The organism is Rhizobium sp. Nf11,1, assembly GCF_050587665.1.
In the GTDB taxonomy this organism is placed as follows: Bacteria; Pseudomonadota; Alphaproteobacteria; order Rhizobiales; family Rhizobiaceae; genus Rhizobium.
In genome coordinates, this window is sequence record NZ_JBOBHU010000031.1 from 1 (window position 1) to 21,226 (window position 21,226).

Sequence of the window (21,226 nt, forward strand, 5' to 3'; positions counted from 1 at the left end):
GAGCTCCTGGGACTATTCCTTGCGATTAGAGTGTAGTCTCCGATTCCCCTCACGGGCCAAGCCTCGTGACCTGAGGGCGGAGCTTCGTAATACGCGCCGCCGATGTGGTTCGAGATTGCCGTAGGGCCAATGGATTTCGTAGGCGCTACCGGGAAAAGGTGTGCGTAGAAAAACGCATGTTGATCAAAAACGACTGGAATAGATTCCGGCTTGCCGCTTAGGCCAATAGGCACGAGAGAGGAGAACAACGTATCGTTCGGCTCAAACGGTACAGGTTTATCATGTGAGAGATGTCGGCCCAAGCGAGCCTCGATACGATCTAGGCGCGTAAAGATGCCTTCCTTAAGCTCAGCGAGGAATGGCGAGAAAAGAGGATCAAACCAATCGAGACAGGTTGGATTGGCGACGATCAGAAGCTGCATCTCGCGCCAGTCGTGTATGATGACTTCAATCCGACGTCTCGGATCCGGACTCGACTCCTCAGTCAATGCACGTGCAAGGCTCTGAAAGGCGCTTCTGCTGTCCGAGGTCGTAGCGACGACCCATTGAGTGAGGCGAATATCGAATTGGAGAACCTTTCTGAATTCTTCGCGAATTTTTCGCTCCGTCAGATTGGCTGTGGCCTTGCACTGGATGCCAATGGGCCTGTCCAAATCCCCATCCCGATAGCCGAAGATATCGACGCCGAACTGCTTGCTCGGAGGACTGATTTTCATTTCTGGGTGCTTGTAGTGCAGAGCGAAGAGCTCGCGACATTGAATTTCGAATCGATCGCCGTTAGTCGGCTTTCTGATTTCTGCAGTAGGACGGAGAGACATGGCAACCAGCGGCAAAGTTTCAGCGGATGCGCGGATTAGTAGTCGGTTCTGCTTTCGGAATAGCTAACTCTGCGGGCCCCACTACCATCGAAACCATGTGGAGAACGCTTCTATTTGGCTACCCGCGGAGAATGGACGCGTTAAAGTAGAGCATGAAGCACCACACAGAGAAGAGACGTGACCTGGTTCAGATTCATTCATGCCGCTGACCTTCATCTAGGGAGCCCTTTCCGAGGCCTCTCGGTAAAGGATGAACAGCTCGCTGCGCTCTTCTCGAGGGCGACCAGGCAGGCTTTAACGCTGCTGGTCAGCCGTGCGGTCGAACTCGCCGTCGACTTCGTGGTTATTGCAGGAGACGTCTATGACGGGGACTGGAAGGACAACAAGGTTGGTCTGTTCTTCAACCGCGAAATGGGGCGGCTGCAGCGGGCGGGAATTCCAGTCTACCTGCTACGTGGAAACCACGATGCTGCCAGCGTGATTACCAAGACGATCAGGCTGCCCGCCAACGTGCACGAATTTACAACGAGCAAGCCCGCTACCTTCCTCATCGAGGAAAAGAAGATTGCTCTCCATGGACAGGGTTTTTCAGACCGGGCGGCATACGAAAATCTAGCCATCGGCTATCCTTCGGCAATCGCAGGCTGGTTTAACATAGGGGTTCTGCATACCTCGATGACGGGGCGCGAAGGCCATGAAGCCTATGCGCCGTGCTCGATCGACGATATGCGCTCGCGCGCTTACGATTATTGGGCGCTGGGTCATGTCCATGAATTTGAGATAATTGCTTCCGATCCTCTGGCTGTCTTCCCGGGTAATCTCCAAGGTCGAAGCATCCGGGAGCAAGGCGCAAAGGGTGCAGTGCTTGTCACTGTTGATGATGGCATTGCGACCGTTGATCGCCTTATCGTGGACAGTGCCCGATTCATCTCAATCGGCATCGAAATCAGCGAGCGAGACCTCGATGTGGATGTATTGAAGCGGATCGAGGAAGAAGCGACCCGGATGTTAGCGGAGTTCGACGGCAAGCCAGTTGCCGCACGCATCCAGATTTCTGGGACCTGTGCGTTCTATGACGACTTGGCGCGTGATCGAGCGCAATGGCATGACGAGGTGCTGGCTGCCTGTCAGCGGGCCTATAGTGACATCTGGATCGAAAAACTAGAGTTGCGGCTCGTCCCAACGCTGGCCGCCGCTGAGAACTCCTTTGCGGGAGTTGAACTTCTCAAAGCGCTAGAGGCTCATGGGGATGACGCCATCCATGTCGATGAGATATTGAAGGAAATCTTGCCGAAAATGCCAGGGGGACTCGCCGCCAACGACAGTCCGCTTGGGGCGACCAATCTGGAACTGCTGAAAGAGGCCCGGGAACTGCTTCTGGCACGCATGGCGGTAGCGGGCTGAACCATGCGCTTCGATAGGCTTGATCTTCTCCGCTACGGATCACTTTCGGACCGATCCATCCCATTTCGGCCGGATGCCAAGTTGCACATCGTTTACGGGCCGAACGAGGCGGGCAAGTCCACCATGCTGCGTGCCCTATCCGACCTCTTGTTCGGCTTTCAGAACGAGGTCGCAGGACTGCACAAGTTCGAGCCCTCTATTCTCAGAGTTGGCGCGAGCCTGACCCGACGCGACGGAGGATCGATAGATTTCCGGCGCAGGAAAGGCCGCAAAGCTACGTTGGTCTCCAACTCGGAACAAGAGACAGCTCTCGCGGATGATATTCTTTCTCCCTTTATCGGCGGGGTGAACCGGTCAGTCTTTGAAAAGGCGTTCGGAATGGATTCCACCAGACTCCGTCAAGGGGGCGAGGAGATGGCGACAGGCGATGGCGAAATCGGCCGCCTCCTGTTCTCGGCCGCGTCCGGACTAACGGGGCTCACTCAGTTGCGTAAGAGCTTGGACGGTGAGGCTGACGCGATCTTCTCTCAGCGAAAGTCGAAGGACCGGGCCTTCTATCAGGCGCTCGATCGTCACGAGGCTGCGCGGCAGTCCGAGAAGGTTCATGAACTCCGTTCGCCCGACTGGAAGCGCCTTTCTGATGAAATCCGTGAGGTCGAGCACCAGTTGGAAGAGCTGGCGCATGCCCGTCTACGAACGAAAACGCGTCTTGATCTTCTACAGAACCTACGGACGCTGGAACCGCTTCTGACCGATGTCGATGTCGAGTTGGCCGGACTGGCGGAATTTGACGAGATCGCTGCAGTTCCGAAGGAAATCGAGCAACAGCTTGAAAAACAACTGGAGCGGCTCCAGCAACTTGCCACACGACAGGCTGCCTCCCTCGAGACGAGCGAGCGCATTCGGGGCGAGTTTGAGGCACTGCAGCTCGATCCTGCCGTTTTGAAGCAGCGCGACTTAATCCACGAACTCCTCACGGAAAAAGTGGCGTATTCTCAAGCGAAGGCCGATTTCGCGAGAGTCCGCGCAGAGGTGGCGGATTTCGATCTTGAGCTTGCCGGTCTCGGTCGAAGAGCGGGTCACAGGGGTTCGGTCGAAACACTCATCCAGTCGCAGCCAACCGATGCTCAAATCAATCGTCTCAACGGTCTTATCCGCGATGGCAACGAGCTGAAACGCGTCGAGACGAGCCTGCGGCAGCGCCTGGAAGACCAGAGGTCGGAGTTCACCCGCATGCAGCGAACCGAAAACGTCGGTACGCTTCAGGATGTCAGGGCTCTGCAGGAACGCCTTGATGCCCTCCAGCCAGATATCCGATCGATGGAACGGATTGACGAGATCGACACCGCGCTAGCAAGGGCATACCAGGATATTGGCGAGGCGAAGGCTCGCCTGGCTCCTCCGGTCGAGGATATCGAAAGCGTTCTCAAGCTTCCTCTTCCTGACGAAGTTGAGTTGGAGAAACATCGCCCGAATCTTGTTGCAGCTTTCGACCGTCTGAAACGTGCCCGGGAAAAGCAGGCAGAGCGGCGCGTGGAGCGTGAGGACGTAACACAGCTCATCTCGGACCTCGAAGATGATCGGCACCTCATTACGCGTTCGATGATCGAAGAGGCGCGGGCTGTTCGTGATGAGGCCATTGTGGGACTTCAAACCGGCAAGCTCTGGGACGATGCATTGCCCAGGCTCGTTCGCGAGGCGGACAAGCTGTCGGACGGTGCACTTTCGCAAGCTGAGCGAACCGCCCACCACTCGGAGCTAACGCTCAGGTTGGCACGAATCGATAGTGCCATTGGTGCCGGAGAGCTTGAACTCGATGTCGCACGGGATCACCAGGATGGTGTACTGGCCGCGTTTTCGCGACTTTTCGATCATGCAGGAATTCCTGTTCTCGATATCGATCTGATGGGCAAATGGCTCCGCAGCATCGATGCCATCGCCAAGAGGCGGGAGAGCGCCCGGGACTTGGAAGATCAGCTTCGCATTCTTCAAAGCCGGAATCTCCAAGTCACATCTGAACTCGCGAGCATCGCAACCGCTATCGGGCTCAATGCCACGCTTGCCGGTCCGATTTCGTCGAATGTCAGGCTAGTGGAGGCAAAGCTGGCCGAACTGGCGAAGGCATGGGATGAGAGGCGTATGGTGCGCGCCCGGCAGGAGACACTCGAGAGGGACATTGCTGACGGTGAGCGCAAGATTGCTGCCTTGGCTACGAAAGTTGATGAGTGGCAATCCCAATTCGCTGAAACATGCGTTGCTTTCGGGCTCGATAATGCTCCAACCCTGGAGATGGCGGAAGCGGCAATCCAAGTCTGGAAAGAAATCCCACGCTGCTATGCCGAAAGACAGAACAGGCAGCGTCGGGTGGACGGCATGACACGCAACATCGAGCAATTCGAGGAGAAGCTGTTGAGAGTATGCAAATCGATCGGCGACGATCTTTCCAGACTTGCTCCGCTGCTCGCTGTTGATATCCTCCATAAGCGAATGACCGACGCACAATCCGCCGAGGATCGTGACCGACATCTCGCTGCCTCCCGGGAGCGAGTATCCGGTGAGCTTCACCAGATAGCCGAAGAACGCAAGTCGATCAGTCAGGATGTAGCGGCTCAGTTGGCTCGCCTGAATTTGGAGATGGACGGCAAGACACTTCTCGAGCGTCTCGGAAGGCGTCGTGCCGTGGTCGAGAAGCTCGACGACAGTCGGCGGAGGCTGTCGCTTCATTCGAGAGGCATCAGCGAACAAGACATCCGGGTGAAACTGAACGACTTCGAGCGCGTCGCCGCCGATTTGGAGATCGAGGCGCTGGTGGCCGAGGATACTCAACAGTTCGACATGTTCGGCAAGCTCAAGGGAAGACTCGCTGAACTGGCATCGACAAAAGAGTCGCTTGAAACAGGAATGAGCGCGGAGCAGGCTGCTTTCGACAAGGCATCTGCAGAACAAGAGACAAAGGATCTGGCCCGTCAGTGGGCTGTTCTGAGGCTCGCCTCGAAACTGCTATCCACCTCTTTGGAACGCTATAGAGAGTCACAGGCGGATCCGCTGCTCGCGCGCGCAAGCGAGTACTTCTCCACCTTGACGAACGGCTCCTTCGTTCGGTTGGTGCAGGAATTCGACGATCAGGATGCGATAAGGCTCAAGGCAGAACGAGCCGACGGCGAGCGGCTCCCGACGAAAGCGCTGAGCGAAGGATCCGCAGATCAGCTTTACCTCGCCTTCCGGTTGGCCTTCATCGAGGACTTCTGCAGCCGCAACGAGCCACTGCCTTTCATAACAGACGATGTTTTTCAGTCGTTCGATGACGAGCGCAAGGCTTCCGGATTGCGAACTCTGGCATCAGGAGGGGAGGCGTTCCAGCCAATCCTGTTCACACACGAGGGCAAGGTCGTCGAAATCGCATCCGAGCTACTGGGACGTGACGTTGATATCATCAGATTCGAGCGCGTCGCTGCCGCGTCAGGCTATTGATCTGTAGGACCAACAACGTTGCAGTTGATCTGCAACAACGCATCGAGATCGCCTACCAGAGATCTTGATATCGACGCAGGCTTCTCGGAACTGGCGTTCATTCTAGGAGTGCCTTGACGGGAGCCTCAAGCTTTTCCCTTGAAGCGGCCAGGAGCTTCTTTTTCGTCTTATAGGAGGCGCAGAATTCTTCGAGCAGCTTGAGATCGTCGGCCATGTCGTTCGGCCTTGGCGCCGGTATGTCACGTCCGTAGGACATGTCATGACCTGAGCGCTCTGAGACCTGCTTCATCGCATGGAAGATCGTTTTATAATCGTTGTCGTCGACCCCTACTTCCCTAAGCCGTTGAGTCATCACATCGGGAACGAAACGGACCACCGTCCTGTTTAAGACAAGCTCCTCGACAGCACGTTCCCAAGTTTCCCGAAGATCCGAATAGAAGTCCTTGACCAATCTGCGATAACTATCGGTATCGTAGTCCGTCAAAGCTGCATTCGCCTTCGCGCGCTGTCTGAGGTCGGCGATTCGAACGTTCAGGTCGGCGATCCAAGGCTCCCTGTCTTCCTCAATGACGCCAAATCCGGCAGCGTCCGTCTTTCGAATGACAGTCTTAACAAGCGGAGTCCGTTCGCCGACCCTGGCGGCCTCGGAAACGATCTCGTTGAAGAATACAATGTTGTGCGTGAAGAGGACTACCTGTCGACCTTTCGCTGCCTCGGCAACCAAGCGCCTGGCAACTCGACGCATCCGTATGTGATCGAGAGACGACACCGGATCGTCGATGATCATTCCGTACTTCTCGCGGTCGTCCCCGATTTCGGCGAGGAAGCATGCCAGGGCGAGGGCTCGTTGTTCGCCTTCCGACAGAATCTGATTATTCTTGACGTGCTTGACGCCCTTTAGGCCGATCGAGAAGAGGTTCTGACCGCCCGAGCTCGTTTCCTGGAGCTGGAAGGGTATGTGCTGAAGATCAAGAACTTCGATCTCGCTCTGGATACGCTTGTTGAATTCGGCAGTCACCAGTTCCTTTCGGAGAGCAGTAATCTGAGTGGAAACCGCACGCGTGTTCACGAGCTGCAGGCAACGCCGAATGCACTGCAGTGCTGATAGGTCATCGCGGCGCTGTAGCATCGATGGAAGATTGGCTGCGAACGTGGTCCGGTCACGCAGATCTGCCAGTCGCGCGCGCTTCTCGTCCAGCCTCATGGCATGGGTTGCCGATTGTGTCAGATCTTCCGCTTCGGCCTCAAGCTGACGGTAATCGTTACGGACAATCCCCAAAAGCTCCGAAAGATCATGAAGTGCCGGTATCTCGGCAACACCCGACGCCAGTGCGTCCCGACGCGTTCCCAGGTCGCGCACGGCATCAACGAGACGCGCCGCCACGCCTGCGCGGGCTCCGTCGAGTTCTGCATAGGTGGCAAAGTTCTCGGAAATGACGTGATCGGAAGGAATCGCTAGGTTTCTCAAGGCTCCAAGCAATTCCTCAAGCTGCTTCCTCGTCTCCTGCGCCAAGCGCGACGCCTCGCTGCTGATGAAGTCGTTGAAACGACCAATCCTCGATGCGCCCGCCTCACTAAGCGGTTCCTGGCAGAGAAGGCAGAGATCACCTTCGACTGCAGGAAGGCCCTCATCCGATTGCTCGCCGGAGGACACGGCGAACGCTCTCGCAGCCTCGAAGAGGATTTGCCACGCATCTGTCCCAGTGTTCTTGAACGGCTCGTTGGCGAACCTCTCCGTTGCTGACAACCGAACCGCTTTATCCGCCTCAATGCAGGCTGCTCTGGCGGCGGCAAGCTTGACCTGAAATTCATTGGACAATGCCTCTTCGAGACCTACAAGGACTTCGTCGATCCTTCCTAGCAGCGCGACCATCCGCCGCCGAGCGGCTGCCATTGCCACCTGGTCTGTTGCCAACTCGCGCTCAAGATCCACGAGCTCGCCCCGTTCCGTATCCGACAACTCGGCGAGGGTGTTCAATTCGTCGGACTTCGGCAGGTCAGTCGTAGTGGGATCAAGCCGAGCGAGCATCGCGCTCACGGAGCTTCCGGGCGAGTAGCCAGTGGAAAAAGGCACCGAGATTCGTGTGATGGACGTCTTTTCGTCCATCGCGAATCCTTGCGAGAGACGCTGGCAGATCTCGCCATGATGCTCGAGGATCGCAATCTCTTTGGGAAGATACGCAACCCTGTTCTTATTATCAACGTAAAGGCGGGCATTGCCGCTGTCGAAAACGGAAATCTGTTGCAGCACTCCTGGAGAAGCAGTCTGCGGATCCCACTCCAAGACTATGGGCTCGTCATCTCCCACTCGGTAGCGCACCGTCACCTTCCGAGCATTGCCGCTTTCGGCGAACACGTTGCCTCGCAGATCTTCAGCCGCAAGGCTCCGGCATAGCCTTTTCGCGATACGGGTGTAGCCGCTTTTGCCGCTCCCGTTTTCGCCGTACACGAGAGTGATCCCAGCGGGCGCGAAACGAAGCTGTTGATTTGGGGCGAGGCGATCGATGTTCTCGACCGGACCCAACTGGAGGATCGCGGTACGACGCGTTTCGTTTGAAGATATTCCCAGATGGCCTCCATCGAGGCATTCGCCTTCGACCAACTCCTCGCTCGATCGGGCTGCGGCGATGACATTCTTTCTGATTGCCACCAGATCATCGTCGCTCACGGCGTAGTCCGATGCGGCGGCGACACGCCTCAAGCTGTCACGTGTCCAACGATCCTGGTCGCTTGACCATTCCAAGAGAGTCTTCGCCAACACGCCCTCACGGCCACTTCATTGATGATTGTGAGACGATATGCAGATTCGCGGTAAAGTAAAATTGCAAGGCGTGAAGCGAGCGTGGAAATTGTGGAAGCGGGCTGAAAAAGGTCAGGCACCTCAATTCGTCCAGGCAGTTGTGTCGTCCCTGGCCATGATCCGATCGATCTCGGCCTCGGCCTTTTCTGGTGCCTGAAGAGCCAAGGGCGCGGGATCACGACTGGCTCGACATCTTCCCAACGCAAGGCGCCGGGCTTGCATACTGGACGGCTATCGGTGCGTAGGGGCAAACAAGGTGAGCTATGGCGCTCAAGGTGGCAGCCTTTCGGCTACCCGCATCCGGCACTTATCTAGTCGCTGCCGCCGCTCGTGGGCTGCCACACAAGCAATCCAAGGCTCGAAAATACCGGCATTATGGAGCAAGTGCCACAAACCGGCGAACCGCAGGGACGACGGTTGCATAAGGTGAGATCACAGGTACATTCAAACGGTATCCCTAACGAGGTGCCAGCATTGACCAGCGTTCCGAGCCTTGAGGAAATCCAGTCTCTCGAAGAAGCCCTTCACCGCCCAGAGATAAGGCGTTCCAGGGAAGCCGTCGAAACGTTGCTCGCCGATGGGTTTGTGGAATTCGGAGCATCTGGGAGCGTATACGACCGAACAGCCATCATCGATCTTCTCGCGCAGGAGAGTGGTACCGATGAAGGCGACCTTCGAACAGCGAACTACGCCCTGAAGCCTATCTCGAACGACGCTGTGCTTCTGACCTATGAGACGGAGCGCTCGTATCTGGATGGGTCAAAGCGCTGTGTGCTGCGAAGCTCCGTCTGGAAGTATGACGGGCTCAAGTGGCAGATGTTCTTCCATCAAGGTACGGTCAGGTCGTAAACGCCGCCTTAGATGACTCGACTCTCGGTTGAGGGCCTGGTATGGGTCCTGCATGTTCAGATCGATACGAATAGAGCGCTGACCCCTTTGCTTCCGTCTCTCGCGACGGAGCTGTCCGCTTATGTCTCGCGTATCGAACGGAATTCTGAACATGTTGCAAAAGCCAACCGCCATCCTGAGGCCGAACACCTACGACCCCTTCTCCGCTGGAGACCGGAGGTTCGAAATACGACCGTTGCGCCTGGCCTGACCCGAAAGACGGATTCGGACAGCATCCGCTACTGCGCCCGGATGGCCGCGATCTCGATCCAGAAAAGGTCTGGTCTCTCACCGAGGACGACGCCTACGGTCTCTTCGTCGACTTCCGCTGGGCCGACAACGGTGGCAATCCGTATTGCCCGCGCTGCGGATGCCTGGAGCCATATAACATCCGGCGGCGACGCTTCCGATGCTCGGAGCCGGAATGCCGCGCCGAGTTCTCGGTGACATCCGGGACTGTCTTCGCCAACCGGAAACTATCGTTCAAGAAGATCATCATGGCGATCTGGGAGGAGATCACGACCGCCAAGGGCATGGCGGTGCTCCATCTGAGCCGCAAGCTCAACGTCCAGTACAAGACCGCTTATGTCCTGTTGCAGAAGCTCCGTGAGGCCGTCGGCCTCCGCCGAAAAACGGTTAAGCTTCAAGGCATCGTGCAGATTGACGGGAAGTACGTCGGCGGCGTCCTCCGCAAGGCCAACAAGAAGGAAGAGCGAAAGGACGGGCGGAAGAAAGAGAACCAGAACGGCAAGCGCATGTGCGTCCTGGCGCTGAGGGAGGCGAACCGACACGCTCCGAACCGCACTCTCACGCGGGTGATCATGGACGAGAACGGCAAGGATGCCTGGGCGGCCGTCGCCAAGCATGTCGATCCGAAGGCGCTCCTCATCGCTGACGAGCACAAGGCGTACGATGATCTCATCGGTCTTGTCCAGTTGACCCGCGTGAACCACAGCCTTCAATACCAGGAGGACGACGGTACGAACTCGAACGTGATCGAAAGCTTCTTCAGCCGTGTCGAAAAGGCTTACAAGGGCATCAACCACCGCTTCTCGACGAAATACCTCGACTGGTACATGGCGATGCTGTCGTGGAAGGAGGACACGCGCTACATGGGCCTGCGCTGGCAGTTCGCCGATCTCCTTCGGACGATCACCTCAAGGCCTACGTCGCGAAACCTCTGCGGGTATTGGCAATGTGCTGCCCAGAACATCCTTGACCAGGTTTGGCTCCAAGGCGAACCGCCAGACTAGCGGCTGATCTCCCAGAGGTGGCGACGGCCATCCTCCGCGGTGCCTGCCTGTCGAACCAGTCCCTGCTTCACCAAACCGTTCAGCGTTGCGGAGAACCTGCTCGTAAGGGCGGATTCCACCCGTACTGCTTCGCTCCCAAGGTCGGCCTCGCTCGCGAACCGCTCGGCGATTTCAGCCGTTGTCGTCGGCTTTCCTAAGCGGCGCAGGATGTCGAGCACGATGTGACGGTTGTTCTTGCCCTTGAGAAGTTCGGTGACGCGACCGCTCGCCGTTTCTCGGGACGAGGCGCGGCGTGCCTTCGAAGGCGGCGCAGCCAGTTCGAAACCGGGATCGTAAACCCTGATCACCGTCTCGAATGCGGATTTCTGAGCTGCGAGGACGACGATCTCGCGCCGCAGCTCTTCCATCTTGCCGTCGATCTCGACCAACTTCGCTTTCAATTCGTCTTTGAGTTCCACCATACGCAACACTCCCGAGGTACCCTCAGGAGATAGCATCAGACTTCATCGGAATCTTGTGGCACTTGCTCCATAATGCCGGAAAATACTGGCCCAATGTCAGTCCCACAGAACCGTCGAGCGAATTTGCTGCTGACTTGGACGCGCATCATTGAGCTGCAAATGGCGAAATCGAAGGCGTCAGCGACGCGCTGCCGCTCCCGCTGCCGAATGTCCGTGGCTACGAGCTAAAGGCCCCGAGGGATACCCTTGACGCGGTGGTTTGCGCCTGGGTCGGAGCATGCGCCCTTGACGGCAAGGCGATGCCATACGGTGACAGGGACGTCCGCGATCCGGGTACCGGAACCAACAACCCTGATCAATGGTCGGCCATTGACAGTATTCGAAGACTCGCGCTTTGCCTCTCTCTGGTTGTGCAGTCAAAGGTATTGCGATGAGCAAGACAGAAGCGATAACTGCGGTTACGTGGCGGCCTATCGCCGTTCTTCCGAGCGTCGATGTCCACACGACAAGGCTCGGTGGTGCGCACATCGCGCTCATCGGTTCAACCGATTCCCGCTACCGAACTTGCATCGAGACAAATCAGCACCTGAAAGGATTCCTTGATAGTTTCACCGGAAGCCACGGCGAAGCCATACGGCCGAGCTTGATCGTGATCAGCAGTGAATACGAGGGCAAGCCGCTTTCGCATGCGATCGCCAGCTTCAGAGACATCGTAGTCGCCTCTGTCGTTCTTGACGTTCGCGTGGTCAGCGTCCTTTCCCATAACAACCGCGGCCCGTTTTATTCGAGCTCGTTCGACAATTATCCTTGGATGATTTCCGATCGCGAGGATAGGCTACACGCTATAACGCCTGCGTTGTCCGCGATTCACCGTTTGAAGGACTTCCGCGGTCTTGCTTCGCCCGCTGTCCCTATCCACCGGATCGATAACGGCCACGTTCATGAGGGTCTGTTCAAAGGACTCTACAGGTTGTGGGAACGGCAGTTCATCGACGAACAGGATGAATGGGAGCCACGTTCAATCCTGAGGTCGCTGAACATGGCGACCGCCGCCATGCAGGTTCCAACCACAAGCATCGTGGAGACGCTATTCGACTGGGGTCGGGTGATCGCGCTCTGGGTCAGCGCGTTCGAAATCCTTGTTCATCCAGGCGGCAGCGAGCGCGCCGACGAGGCAAAAGTCCTCAAGCGAGATCGAGTGGCGTCGCGGTAAGCTCGAAGAGGTCGTCTACCCGATTAAAACCGGAAGGAAGGCGCCGGAAGATCATACCCTCGCCGAACTGCTATATCACCGCCTCTACAAGCTCCGGAACGACTACCTACATGGGAATCCCGTCGACACGGGTGGGTTCTACATGGAGAACGGAACCTCAGTGTTGTCGTTCCCGGCAGCTCTCTACCGCATGGCATTGGCCACAAAGGTACCTCCTGAGGATCCCGTAACGCATGAGGAGGTGAATGCGGGTCGTCGATCCATTGACGAATACAGCCGCTATTACAGAACGACCCTATTCCAGAATAGCTGCGAGGAGTGCCTGCTGCGGGCCATGGACTCCGATATTTTGAAGTAGGGCACGCGTGCGAAAATCGGCGAGCCTCATATGTGCCGCGTTCACGCCCAGCCGTCACGAACGAACTGCGCGAGCCTTTGCCATCTCCTAAATGGACTTCTGCCTGGGGAGGGATGATCTGTGACAGAAGACGAATACGACCGCCTAGTTGAACTATCCATGGAAACGATGATGAAGACTGGATTCCATTGGTTCCAGCATCAATTCATCACAGTTCCTCACCATCTGTTCGCAGCCAGCATCCTGCGGGCTTGTGCGAGCATCGACCGTGCCGCGCCCGATATCGGAACGGACCTGCTGCGCGAACTATCCTCCATTGGCGGCCGGGACCGTCACGAACCGCACTACGAGCAGCTCTTGCAGAAGCTTAGCGAGATACTCGTGATCGAGCGTATCGTCTCCGCGTCATGGCCCATGGGGACGACATTCGAGCATGAACCATCGGCGATAGCTGGCGGCCCGCGGCCGGAACTTCTCGTGACTACACCTACGGGCAGGCTCGTTGTCGAGGTCAAGACGCCATCGCTGTTGCAACACATCCGGAATCGGGCACACAACCGGACGCAGTTGCCTTACCGCGGTGGATTGTCGCGCGAATTGGCAGGAGCTTCTGCCGAAGGCGGGGTGACACTCCCACGCGACAATCCAATCCTGGACTTCCTCAGAGATGCCGAGAGGAAGTTTGCGGGGTTTCGCGTTGATCCCAATACCGCGAGCCTGCTGGTGATCGTGTGGGACGATCACATCTACGAACCGATCTCGACCCTCGTGAACCAGGGCACCGGGCTACTCACGCCGAACTCGTTCGCAAAGCGTCCGGACGGCCAGGCTCTAACCTTTCCGAACGTTGATGGCGTGGTGGCGATCCGTCATATGCATTACTTCATTGCTGCATCACGGGACGTATGGATGGATTGGCGATCTCATGCCATGGATTTCGGCATCGATGGCGATGTCCCGAATGTCAGCTTTGACCTGTCGAACGGTCGAGCGTTGCCGCAACCCGTCCTGGAGCGTCTCCGGGCAACGCCCCATGAAGATCCCAGACTGAAGATTTTTGCCGAGTATAATCCTCAGGATCTCGTCATCTGGGTACCGCATTCCAGCTCGCAACGGTGACCGCCGATTCGCAGCCGTTCTCCGCACGGATCGCGTGGATGAAGTCGCGCCCACCGCGCGTCACCGTGGTGACGGTGGCTGAACCGTCGCAGTCCTGCTTACCATTGCGAACTCGATAGCGGACTGGGAAACGGCTGTCGCCGACGCTAAGGACGTCGATCAGCGCAATTGGTTCAGACAGCGATCTATAGAAGCCTGTCAGCGCCTGTGGACTGAACGCTCCCCTCTTGGTCTTTTCCGGAACGACGAAAGTCGACGCAAGCGAGAGTGTGCCGCTATGGGCGTACCTCGCCATAGTTGCGCTGGGCAGAGGACATCGCTCTAGTCAGCCTCCGCTGAAATTCGCTCTCGATCTCTTCCAGGGGATTCGAGCACCACTCCTTTGGGAGTCCTCGTCTTACGCTATCGTTCTTGAGTGGCTCATAGAGTTGCTTCATGTAGTCGAAGAACTCCTGTACGCGCCGTTTCCTCAACGACATCCTCTTCAGGGTATCGCGCTCCGCGTAGATGGCAGTAGTCAATCCCTTCAGACTGTCCCACGTCTGTCGATCCGAGATGAACGTGTCCATCATCGCGTTCTCGAGGAACATCATGTCCCCGATAAAATGTCGGATTATGTATCCTCCGAGACGGCTGACGATGAAGCTGGCTTCGAAAGACGGCGGTGAATGCGAGACAGTGTGCAGGAAACGCATCTTGCAAAGGTCTTCGATAACCTTGAGGGCGATATTGTCCCCATAGCCCAGTTCACGAAGACATCTTTGGATCTCTGTCCCTTCGAGATACCGGAACGACCGGTTTGCACTGAACGCGACGATCGCACTGAGGATGTACAAGCGCATGAGCTGCGCTTCGGTCTTTGCCAGCTTGGCGTCGAAAGGGTTTCCGATGACCGAAAACTCTTCGTAGTACACCTGCTGGTTCCCAAGCATAATCGCACGCAATGCTTCATGTTGAGGCATCACGTACTTTCCAGTCGTTTGGTATATACGCAGTGCCTTCCCAGATGCTGTCCAACCCGACTGAAGAAACTCGCGCGTCATTCTCAAGGCGTGGCGTATATCGGACGTGGCGAGGACTTCGATGAGGTTCCCGAGTTCCGTTCCCAGTACCGAGGTCTGAACCAGATCAATTACGGTAGACAGGCTGGCGACCTGAACCTCGGCCCCGTTTTCGGCTGTAAAGCGTCCTGTCTGTCCTTCAAGAAGCTGGCGCGCGACGAAAAAACGTTTCGAAAGCACAGCCTGGATGTTTGGTGGGTCAATGACGATCGGATCAAAGTCAAATGCATCAAACAGAGGGTTCGTCCGATTGTTGACAAACGTTGCCTCGCGCATAGAGCAGATCAAATTGATCTTCGTTGTCTGTGCAAACGCCATCGCATCTGCAAAGACTGCAGCCTGATCACCGTCATTCTCGACCTGGTCGATGTTGTCGATCGTTACGAAAACGGGCGCACGTTCAGCCGCATAGCGGATGATTTTTTCGACGTACGGCCGGGTCGCCGTATAGTCCGTCATTAAGAGATCAGAGACGCGCCGCTTTCTCTCGCCCTCATCGTTGGCTAATAGGAAAAGCGGCCCTCGGAAAAGCGCATCAATCTCTGTCTTGTATGCGTGTTGAATGCACCGATCATAACTCGATAGGAAAGGATCCGCCGCGATCAATTGCTTTATCTGTTCGAGGATGAATGTGATCGGCGATTCACCCCGCGTGAACGGTTTGAAGTCGATCCTCATCCAATGGGGGTAGGGACGCGCATTATCAACCGCGAATACATCATCGGAGCTCACTCGTCGCGTAAACTCGAGAAAGGTCGTTTTTCCGGCTCCGACCTGCCCCAACACAAGGATTGCGATCGGACGAGCGCGAGTTGCCGCTTCCGCGATCAGCCCACTAACCTTGATCCCTTGCTCCGATTTCAATGGGCGAAAAGCGGCACGATTGGTCACATTGTCGCGACGAGCAATATGCATCCCGATCCGGGTATCAAACCGTATGCGCTCTGGGGTGCGCACGTAGCACTTTTCCAGCAAGTCGGTGCTAGTTGTAACGATGTCCTCGCTGAATGCTGTGGTGATTGCATCCTCTATGAGTGGGAAGAGGCTGTGCCGGCTGATTTTGGAAAAGCTCGTCGTGAAGAAGCGGTTGAGGCGACGGTCCTCGATCTGATTTTCAAGTCGTCCCAGGAGTTCGCTTTCCAGATTGCCCTTTATCACCGCTTGGCGAGAAAGGAGATCGTGGAATTCCGCGAAGTCCGTCTCGAGTGCTGACTTCAGGCTAGGGAAGATGATCGCCGAGGACTCACTGAACGCCACCTGATCAACGCGTGTCGCGGGGAAGACAATCCACTTGTCTCCGTTGGTCACGCAGGCGAAAGGGATCGATAGCTTCCTCGCATAGTCTCGAGCCTGAATGATCGCAGCTCCGGTTTCGCCCGTGACAAGCTTCCCACGCAGATTTGCGCGGCGAGCGTCCGGCACCTCAGAAAAAGGGACTCCGACCTTCTTGGCTTCGATGACAATGGCCGTCATTCCGGTTCTGAGAACGTAGTCTGCCCAGGTTGTCGAGCCATCTTCGGATACACGCTCTTCAGTATGAACATCCGAATGTGTCCACCCTAGAACATCGTAGAGGATGTCGTTTATGACTTTCAGCCGTGTGTCAGACTCACTCGCGTCGTCCAGACGAATGGACTTGTGAGCCTCGACGATTTCTGCAGGCGTGGCCACGGTGATGCTCTCTCCGACGTATCCGGGCAGAAGACGCTGCGTTGCACTCCTACGTCAAGTTCCGAGCCCGGCTAATCCCCACAATAATACGCAGCGCGAATGCCCTATCCTCCACCCCGGGCACCGGTCTGGCACGCGTGGAGGCGGCCTACATCGCGATAGGCAGAAGGCTCTTTCCTGTTGATCGGCATCGCGTCCACTATGCCGTTGTTGACCATCGAAAAGTTAGGCCTTCGGCGTACTGATTCGTTCTCTTGGAAAGAATAGCCTCCGATCAAGGGGAAAACACTCGGCTGCTTAAGGTGCCACAACTTGGCCACGGGAAATACGAACTGTGGCATCACTTACCTTTCGCGACACCAGCCGTATCCTGACAGATCTGAACAGGGAACCTCGAACTTCGCATGAACAACGTGCGCGGATGATGAACCTCGCGAGTTTTGCACTTGTTGCCACCACTGACAGCCGAGAACCTCGGCTCGCCTTCAATGCACAATTCCAGGCACTCTGCGATGCCTGGAATTGTGTTTTATGCAGTTGGCCAGTTTCGGCTTCAAGAATGGCCAATTTCAAGAGTATTTGGCCAAAACTAGCTTGGATTTCGCAATTAAATATCAAGGTTTTCGGCGAAGGCGGCACGCTCCTGGATGAAGCGGAAGCGGGCCTCCGGCTTGGTGCCCATCAGATCGTCGACGGCGCTGCGGGTGCCTTCGAAGTCCACCTCGTCGATCAGCACCCGGAGCAGGGTGCGCTTGGCTGGGTCCATGGTGGTTTCCTTGAGCTGGGCTGGCATCATTTCGCCGAGACCTTTGAAACGGCTGATCTCGACCTTGGCCTTGCCCTTGAATTCCGTCTGCATCAGCTCGGCGCGATGATTGTCGTCGCGGGCATAGGCGGATTTCGCTCCTTGGGTGATCTTGTAGAGCGGCGGCACGGCGAGGAAGAGATGACCGCCACGCACCAATTCCGGCATTTCCTGATAAAAGAAGGTGATGAGCAGCGAGGCAATGTGAGCGCCGTCGACATCGGCATCGGTCATGACGATGATGCGCTCGTAGCGCAGATCTTCCTGACGGTATTTCGAGCGCGTGCCGCAGCCGAGCGCCTGGATGAGATCGGCGAGCTGCTGGTTGGCGCCGAACTTCTCGCGGCCGGCGCTGGCGACGTTGAGGATCTTGCCGCGCAGCGGAAGGATCGCCTGATTGGCGCGGTTGCGCGCCTGCTTGGCTGAACCGCCCGCCGAATCGCCCTCGACGATGAAGAGTTCGGCGCCCTCTGCGGTATTCTGAGAGCAATCGGCGAGCTTGCCGGGCAGGCGCAGCTTGCGCACCGCCGTCTTGCGGTTGACTTCCTTTTCCTTGCGCCGGCGCAGGCGCTCCTCGGCGCGCTCGATCACCCAGTCGAGCAGCTTGGCCGCCTCGTTCGGATTGTCGGCAAGATAGTGGTCGAAGGGATCGCGCAGCGCGTTCTCGACGATGCGCTGGGCCTCGACCGTCGCAAGCTTGTCCTTGGTCTGGCCGACGAATTCCGGCTCGCGGATGAAGACCGACAGCATGCCGACGGCCGAGATCATCACGTCGTCGGTGGTGATCTGGGCAGCGCGCTTGTTCTGCGTCAGCTCGGCATAGGCCTTCAGGCCCTTAGTCAGTGCGATGCGCAGGCCTGCCTCATGCGTGCCGCCTTCGGGGGTCGGGATGGTGTTGCAGTAGGAATGCACCTGCGGATCGCCTCCATACCAGGTGATCGCCCATTCCATCGAACCGTGGCCGCTGGCCTTCTCGGTCTTGCCGGCGAAGATTTCGCGGGTGACGGTGAATTCCTTTCCCATCGTCGCCTGGAGATAGTCCTTGAGACCGCCGGGGAAATGGAATGTCGCCTTGTCGGGCACCTCAGACCCTTCGGGCAGTACGCCAGGCTCGCAGCTCCAGCGGATCTCGACGCCGCCGAAGAGGTAGGCCTTGGAGCGCGCCATGCGAAAGACGCGGGCGGCTTCGAACTTCATGTGCTCCCCAAAGATCTGGGGGTCGGGATGGAAGCGCACGCGCGTGCCGCGTCGATTGTGGACGTCGCCCAGTTCTTCGAGCCCGCCTTGCGGCAGGCCGCGGGAAAAGCGCTGGCGGTAGAGCTTGCGGTTGCGCGCCACCTCGACTTCGAGGAAGTCGGAGAGGGCATTGACGACCGAGACGCCGACGCCGTGCAGGCCGCCCGAGGTCTCGTAGGCCTTGCCGTCGAATTTGCCGCCGGCATGCAGTTTGGTCATGATGACTTCGAGCGTCGACTTGCCCGGGACCTGCGGATGGTTCTCGACCGGAATACCGCGGCCGTTGTCGGTGACGGTCAGATAACCCTGCAAATCGAGATGCACTTCGATGAAATTGGCGTGTCCGGCGACCGCTTCGTCCATCGCATTGTCGATGACTTCGGCGAAGAGGTGATGCAGCGCCTTTTCGTCGGTGCCGCCGATATACATGCCCGGGCGCATGCGCACCGGCTCGAGGCCCTCGAGAACGCGGATCGACGAGGCGCCGTAATCATCCGCGTTGGAGGCGACGGAGGCGGGACGGGGAGAGACGGGCTGTGCAGCCGCCGGCGCACGCTCGGGCGCGGCCGCAGGCTTCTGCGCCTCCTCGCGTTTTTCAGAAAGGGGCAGTCCGGAAAAGAGGTCGTTGCTGTCGTCCATGGAGCCGTTCAGATCTTCGTCCTGTCTTGGGCGTGGCTTGGCGCTTGCATCCGCCGCCGACCCAAAATCACCGCATTTCATGTCACGTTTGCGAATCAGGCAGATTCTGCCAGAAAGCGCCGCGAGACGCGACACCGCCGGATTGGCGGGGTTTTGACACATGATTTGCGTTGCCGGGCGCGGAATGGCAAGCGGCGGCAGGCTTCAGGAAACCATCCGCATGCGAATGTCCACAAGTGATTATACCGTTATATCAGCAATTGCGGCCTTTTTCTTGTCAGCAGCCGTTCTTTCCGCCGGCGGACCGGCGCGGGCGGCCGACACCCTGCCGCCTTTCAAGGACGATCTGTTTTCGAAGCAGACTGTGCTCCAGACGAGCGACGGTGGCGCCTCCGAGGTTATCGATTACGACGAGATGCGCGATATCAACGACCGCGACCAGATCCCGGAGAAGCGGGCGCAGCAGAAATATGTGTCTCTCGCCATCCGCAAGGCCCAGGCGGACGAAACCCTCTCACTCGACGGCGTCAGGCTCGATGTCACCAGGGTGGGACCAGCCCAGAATGCTGCCTTCACGGTGATTTTCATCCACGGACGCGATGGCGACCGCCGACTCGGGGCCAATGATTACAGCTTCGGCGGCAATTTCAACCGGCTGAAGAACCTCGTCGCCGGTAATGGCGGCGTCTATTATTCGCCGACAGTCAGGAGTTTCGACAGCAACGGCGTTGCCGCGATCGAAGGCCTGATCCGTTATGCCAGCGCGCAATCACCGGGCCGGCCCATCGTCCTTTCCTGCGCCTCGATGGGCAGCCAGATTTGCTGGGGCATTGCGCGTGACGGCGACAGCGTCAAGCGGCTGAAGGGCATGCTCGTCATGAGCGGTGTCACCGATCCCGATTTCACCAGGAGCGCGTTTTACAAGGCGAAACTACCGCTCTGGTTCGCGCATGGCAGCCGCGACCCGGTCTATGCCGCCGCCGATCAGCAGGCGCTGTTCGAAAGCCTGCACAAGGCAAAATATCCGACGCACTTCACGCTGTTTCAGACCGGCAATCACGGAACGCCGATCCGGATGATCGACTGGCGCAGGGTCTTGAACTGGATCCTTGCGGCTTAACGGGCGTTTTCCGGCAGAAATATGCTCGAGATCGCGGAGATTCCCGTTACGTCAGGGGCATGATGCTTTTCTTTGCCGCAAGCTTTTGATAATGCGGCCGGGGATATGAAGTTTTTGGAAGGCCGGCATGACACCTGACGTGCGCCCGCTGGTAGCGGGAAACTGGAAAATGAACGGCACGCGTGCCTCGCTCGATCAGATCAAGGCGATCGCCGAGGGCGTTCGCCCGCCGCTCGCCGACAAGGTCGAGGCGCTGATCTGCCCGCCGACGACGCTGCTCTACGTAGCAACCGCGCTCTGCACCGACAGTCCGCTTGCGATCGGCGCGCAGGACTGCCACCAGAAGCCGTCGGGCGCGCATACCGGCGACATCTCGGCCGAGATGATCGCCGATAGCTTCGGCACCTATGTGATCGTCGGCCATTCCGAACGTCGCACCGACCATGCAGAGACAGACCATCTGGTGCGCGCCAAGGCGGAAGCGGCTTTCGCCGCCGAGCTCACAGCGATCATCTGCATCGGCGAGACGGCGGCCGAGCGCCGGGCCGGGCAGGAACTCGACGTCATCAAGCGCCAGCTTTCCGCCTCGGTTCCCGATGCCGCAACCGCCGAGAACACAGTCATCGCGTACGAGCCGATCTGGGCGATCGGCACCGGGGTAACGCCGACATCAGGCGATGTCGAAAAGGCGCATGCCTTCATGCGTGCGGAGCTCGTCTCTCGCTTCGGCGATGAAGGCCGCAAGATGCGGCTTCTCTATGGCGGCTCGGTTAAACCCGCCAATGCCGGGGAACTGCTGGGCATCGCCAACGTCGACGGCGCGCTGATCGGTGGAGCGAGCTTGAAAGCCGCCGACTTCCTCGCCATCTACCGGGCCTATGAGGCGCTGCTCGCCTGACGCGTTGTTCA

The 21,226-nt window shown here is 57.8% G+C and carries 14 protein-coding genes and 1 pseudogene; 9 read left to right on the plus strand and 6 right to left on the minus strand.

Annotated features, from left to right (window positions below):
* The coding region (locus ACQ7C1_RS29185) for a restriction endonuclease (protein ID WP_430960810.1) at positions 1-818 on the minus strand (818 nt) is incomplete at its 3' end.
* Positions 819-995: 177 nt separating this feature from the next.
* Between ACQ7C1_RS29185 and ACQ7C1_RS29190 the strand changes: the two genes are divergently transcribed.
* The gene (locus ACQ7C1_RS29190) at positions 996-2,222 is read left to right on the plus strand and encodes a metallophosphoesterase family protein (protein WP_430960811.1); all 1,227 of its coding nucleotides are present in this window, start codon (positions 996-998) and stop codon (positions 2,220-2,222) included.
* Positions 2,223-2,225: 3 nt separating this feature from the next.
* The gene (locus ACQ7C1_RS29195; protein ID WP_430960812.1) at positions 2,226-5,693 is read left to right on the plus strand and encodes an AAA family ATPase; all 3,468 of its coding nucleotides are present in this window, start codon (positions 2,226-2,228) and stop codon (positions 5,691-5,693) included.
* A gap of 97 nt (positions 5,694-5,790) precedes the next feature.
* On the opposite strand, the gene ACQ7C1_RS29200 is transcribed toward ACQ7C1_RS29195, so the two are convergent.
* Complete coding sequence (locus ACQ7C1_RS29200; protein WP_430960813.1) at positions 5,791-8,361, minus strand: AAA family ATPase; 2,571 nt, start codon at positions 8,359-8,361, stop codon at positions 5,791-5,793.
* Positions 8,362-8,967: 606 nt separating this feature from the next.
* Here ACQ7C1_RS29200 and ACQ7C1_RS29205 point away from each other — a divergent pair.
* The 3 genes and pseudogenes from ACQ7C1_RS29205 (at position 8,968) to ACQ7C1_RS29215 (ending at position 10,634) form a co-directional block, all read left to right on the plus strand.
* On the plus strand, positions 8,968-9,342 hold the full coding sequence (locus ACQ7C1_RS29205) for a DUF4440 domain-containing protein (RefSeq protein ID WP_430960814.1): 375 nt from the start codon (positions 8,968-8,970) through the stop codon (positions 9,340-9,342).
* Positions 9,343-9,623: 281 nt separating this feature from the next.
* A pseudogene (locus ACQ7C1_RS29210) lies at positions 9,624-9,755 on the plus strand (transposase); the annotation flags it as partial.
* A gap of 69 nt (positions 9,756-9,824) precedes the next feature.
* Positions 9,825-10,634, plus strand: coding sequence for an IS1595 family transposase (locus tag ACQ7C1_RS29215; RefSeq protein ID WP_430960815.1), 810 nt, complete (start codon positions 9,825-9,827; stop codon positions 10,632-10,634).
* On the opposite strand, the gene ACQ7C1_RS29220 is transcribed toward ACQ7C1_RS29215, so the two are convergent.
* Positions 10,631-11,095, minus strand: coding sequence for a hypothetical protein (locus tag ACQ7C1_RS29220; RefSeq protein ID WP_430960816.1), 465 nt, complete (start codon positions 11,093-11,095; stop codon positions 10,631-10,633). The genes ACQ7C1_RS29215 and ACQ7C1_RS29220 overlap by 4 nt on opposite strands.
* A 430-nt stretch (positions 11,096-11,525) precedes the next feature.
* Between ACQ7C1_RS29220 and ACQ7C1_RS29225 the strand changes: the two genes are divergently transcribed.
* A complete protein-coding gene (locus ACQ7C1_RS29225) occupies positions 11,526-12,308 on the plus strand; it encodes a hypothetical protein (RefSeq protein ID WP_430960817.1) in 783 nt (260 codons plus the stop codon).
* A 478-nt stretch (positions 12,309-12,786) separates the two neighbouring features.
* Positions 12,787-13,785, plus strand: coding sequence for a hypothetical protein (locus ACQ7C1_RS29230; RefSeq protein WP_430960818.1), 999 nt, complete (start codon positions 12,787-12,789; stop codon positions 13,783-13,785).
* Here ACQ7C1_RS29230 and ACQ7C1_RS29235 read toward each other — a convergent pair.
* The 3 genes from ACQ7C1_RS29235 to parE form a co-directional block, all read right to left on the minus strand.
* On the minus strand, positions 13,751-14,080 hold the full coding sequence (locus tag ACQ7C1_RS29235; protein WP_430960819.1) for a hypothetical protein: 330 nt from the start codon (positions 14,078-14,080) through the stop codon (positions 13,751-13,753). The genes ACQ7C1_RS29230 and ACQ7C1_RS29235 overlap by 35 nt on opposite strands.
* Entirely contained in the window at positions 14,061-16,517 is a 2,457-nt protein-coding gene (locus tag ACQ7C1_RS29240; RefSeq protein WP_430960820.1) for a hypothetical protein, read from the minus strand. Before ACQ7C1_RS29240 ends, ACQ7C1_RS29235 begins: the two co-directional genes overlap by 20 nt.
* 607 nt (positions 16,518-17,124) lie before the next feature.
* Entirely contained in the window at positions 17,125-19,197 is a 2,073-nt protein-coding gene (gene parE, locus ACQ7C1_RS29245; RefSeq protein ID WP_085780072.1) for a DNA topoisomerase IV subunit B, read from the minus strand.
* A gap of 220 nt (positions 19,198-19,417) precedes the next feature.
* Between parE and ACQ7C1_RS29250 the strand changes: the two genes are divergently transcribed.
* Both ACQ7C1_RS29250 and tpiA read left to right on the plus strand, forming a co-directional pair.
* Entirely contained in the window at positions 19,418-20,317 is a 900-nt protein-coding gene (locus ACQ7C1_RS29250) for an alpha/beta hydrolase (protein WP_430960821.1), read from the plus strand.
* A gap of 127 nt (positions 20,318-20,444) precedes the next feature.
* Positions 20,445-21,215: a triose-phosphate isomerase gene (tpiA, locus tag ACQ7C1_RS29255; protein ID WP_085778226.1), complete on the plus strand. Its 771-nt coding sequence runs from the start codon at positions 20,445-20,447 to the stop codon at positions 21,213-21,215.
* Positions 21,216-21,226: the final 11 nt, after the last annotated feature.

Excerpts from the sequence above, each read along its gene's own strand:
- ACQ7C1_RS29195 (WP_430960812.1), top strand. The coding sequence starts at position 2,226 with ATGCGCTTCGATAGGCTTGATCTTCTCCGCTACGGATCACTTTCGGAC.
- ACQ7C1_RS29220 (WP_430960816.1), bottom strand. The coding sequence starts at position 11,095 with ATGGTGGAACTCAAAGACGAATTGAAAGCGAAGTTGGTCGAGATCGAC.
- ACQ7C1_RS29225 (WP_430960817.1), top strand. The coding sequence starts at position 11,526 with ATGAGCAAGACAGAAGCGATAACTGCGGTTACGTGGCGGCCTATCGCC.
- ACQ7C1_RS29235 (WP_430960819.1), bottom strand. The coding sequence starts at position 14,080 with ATGGCGAGGTACGCCCATAGCGGCACACTCTCGCTTGCGTCGACTTTC.
- parE (WP_085780072.1), bottom strand. The coding sequence starts at position 19,197 with ATGGACGACAGCAACGACCTCTTTTCCGGACTGCCCCTTTCTGAAAAA.
- ACQ7C1_RS29250 (WP_430960821.1), top strand. The coding sequence starts at position 19,418 with ATGCGAATGTCCACAAGTGATTATACCGTTATATCAGCAATTGCGGCC.
- tpiA (WP_085778226.1), top strand. The coding sequence starts at position 20,445 with ATGACACCTGACGTGCGCCCGCTGGTAGCGGGAAACTGGAAAATGAAC.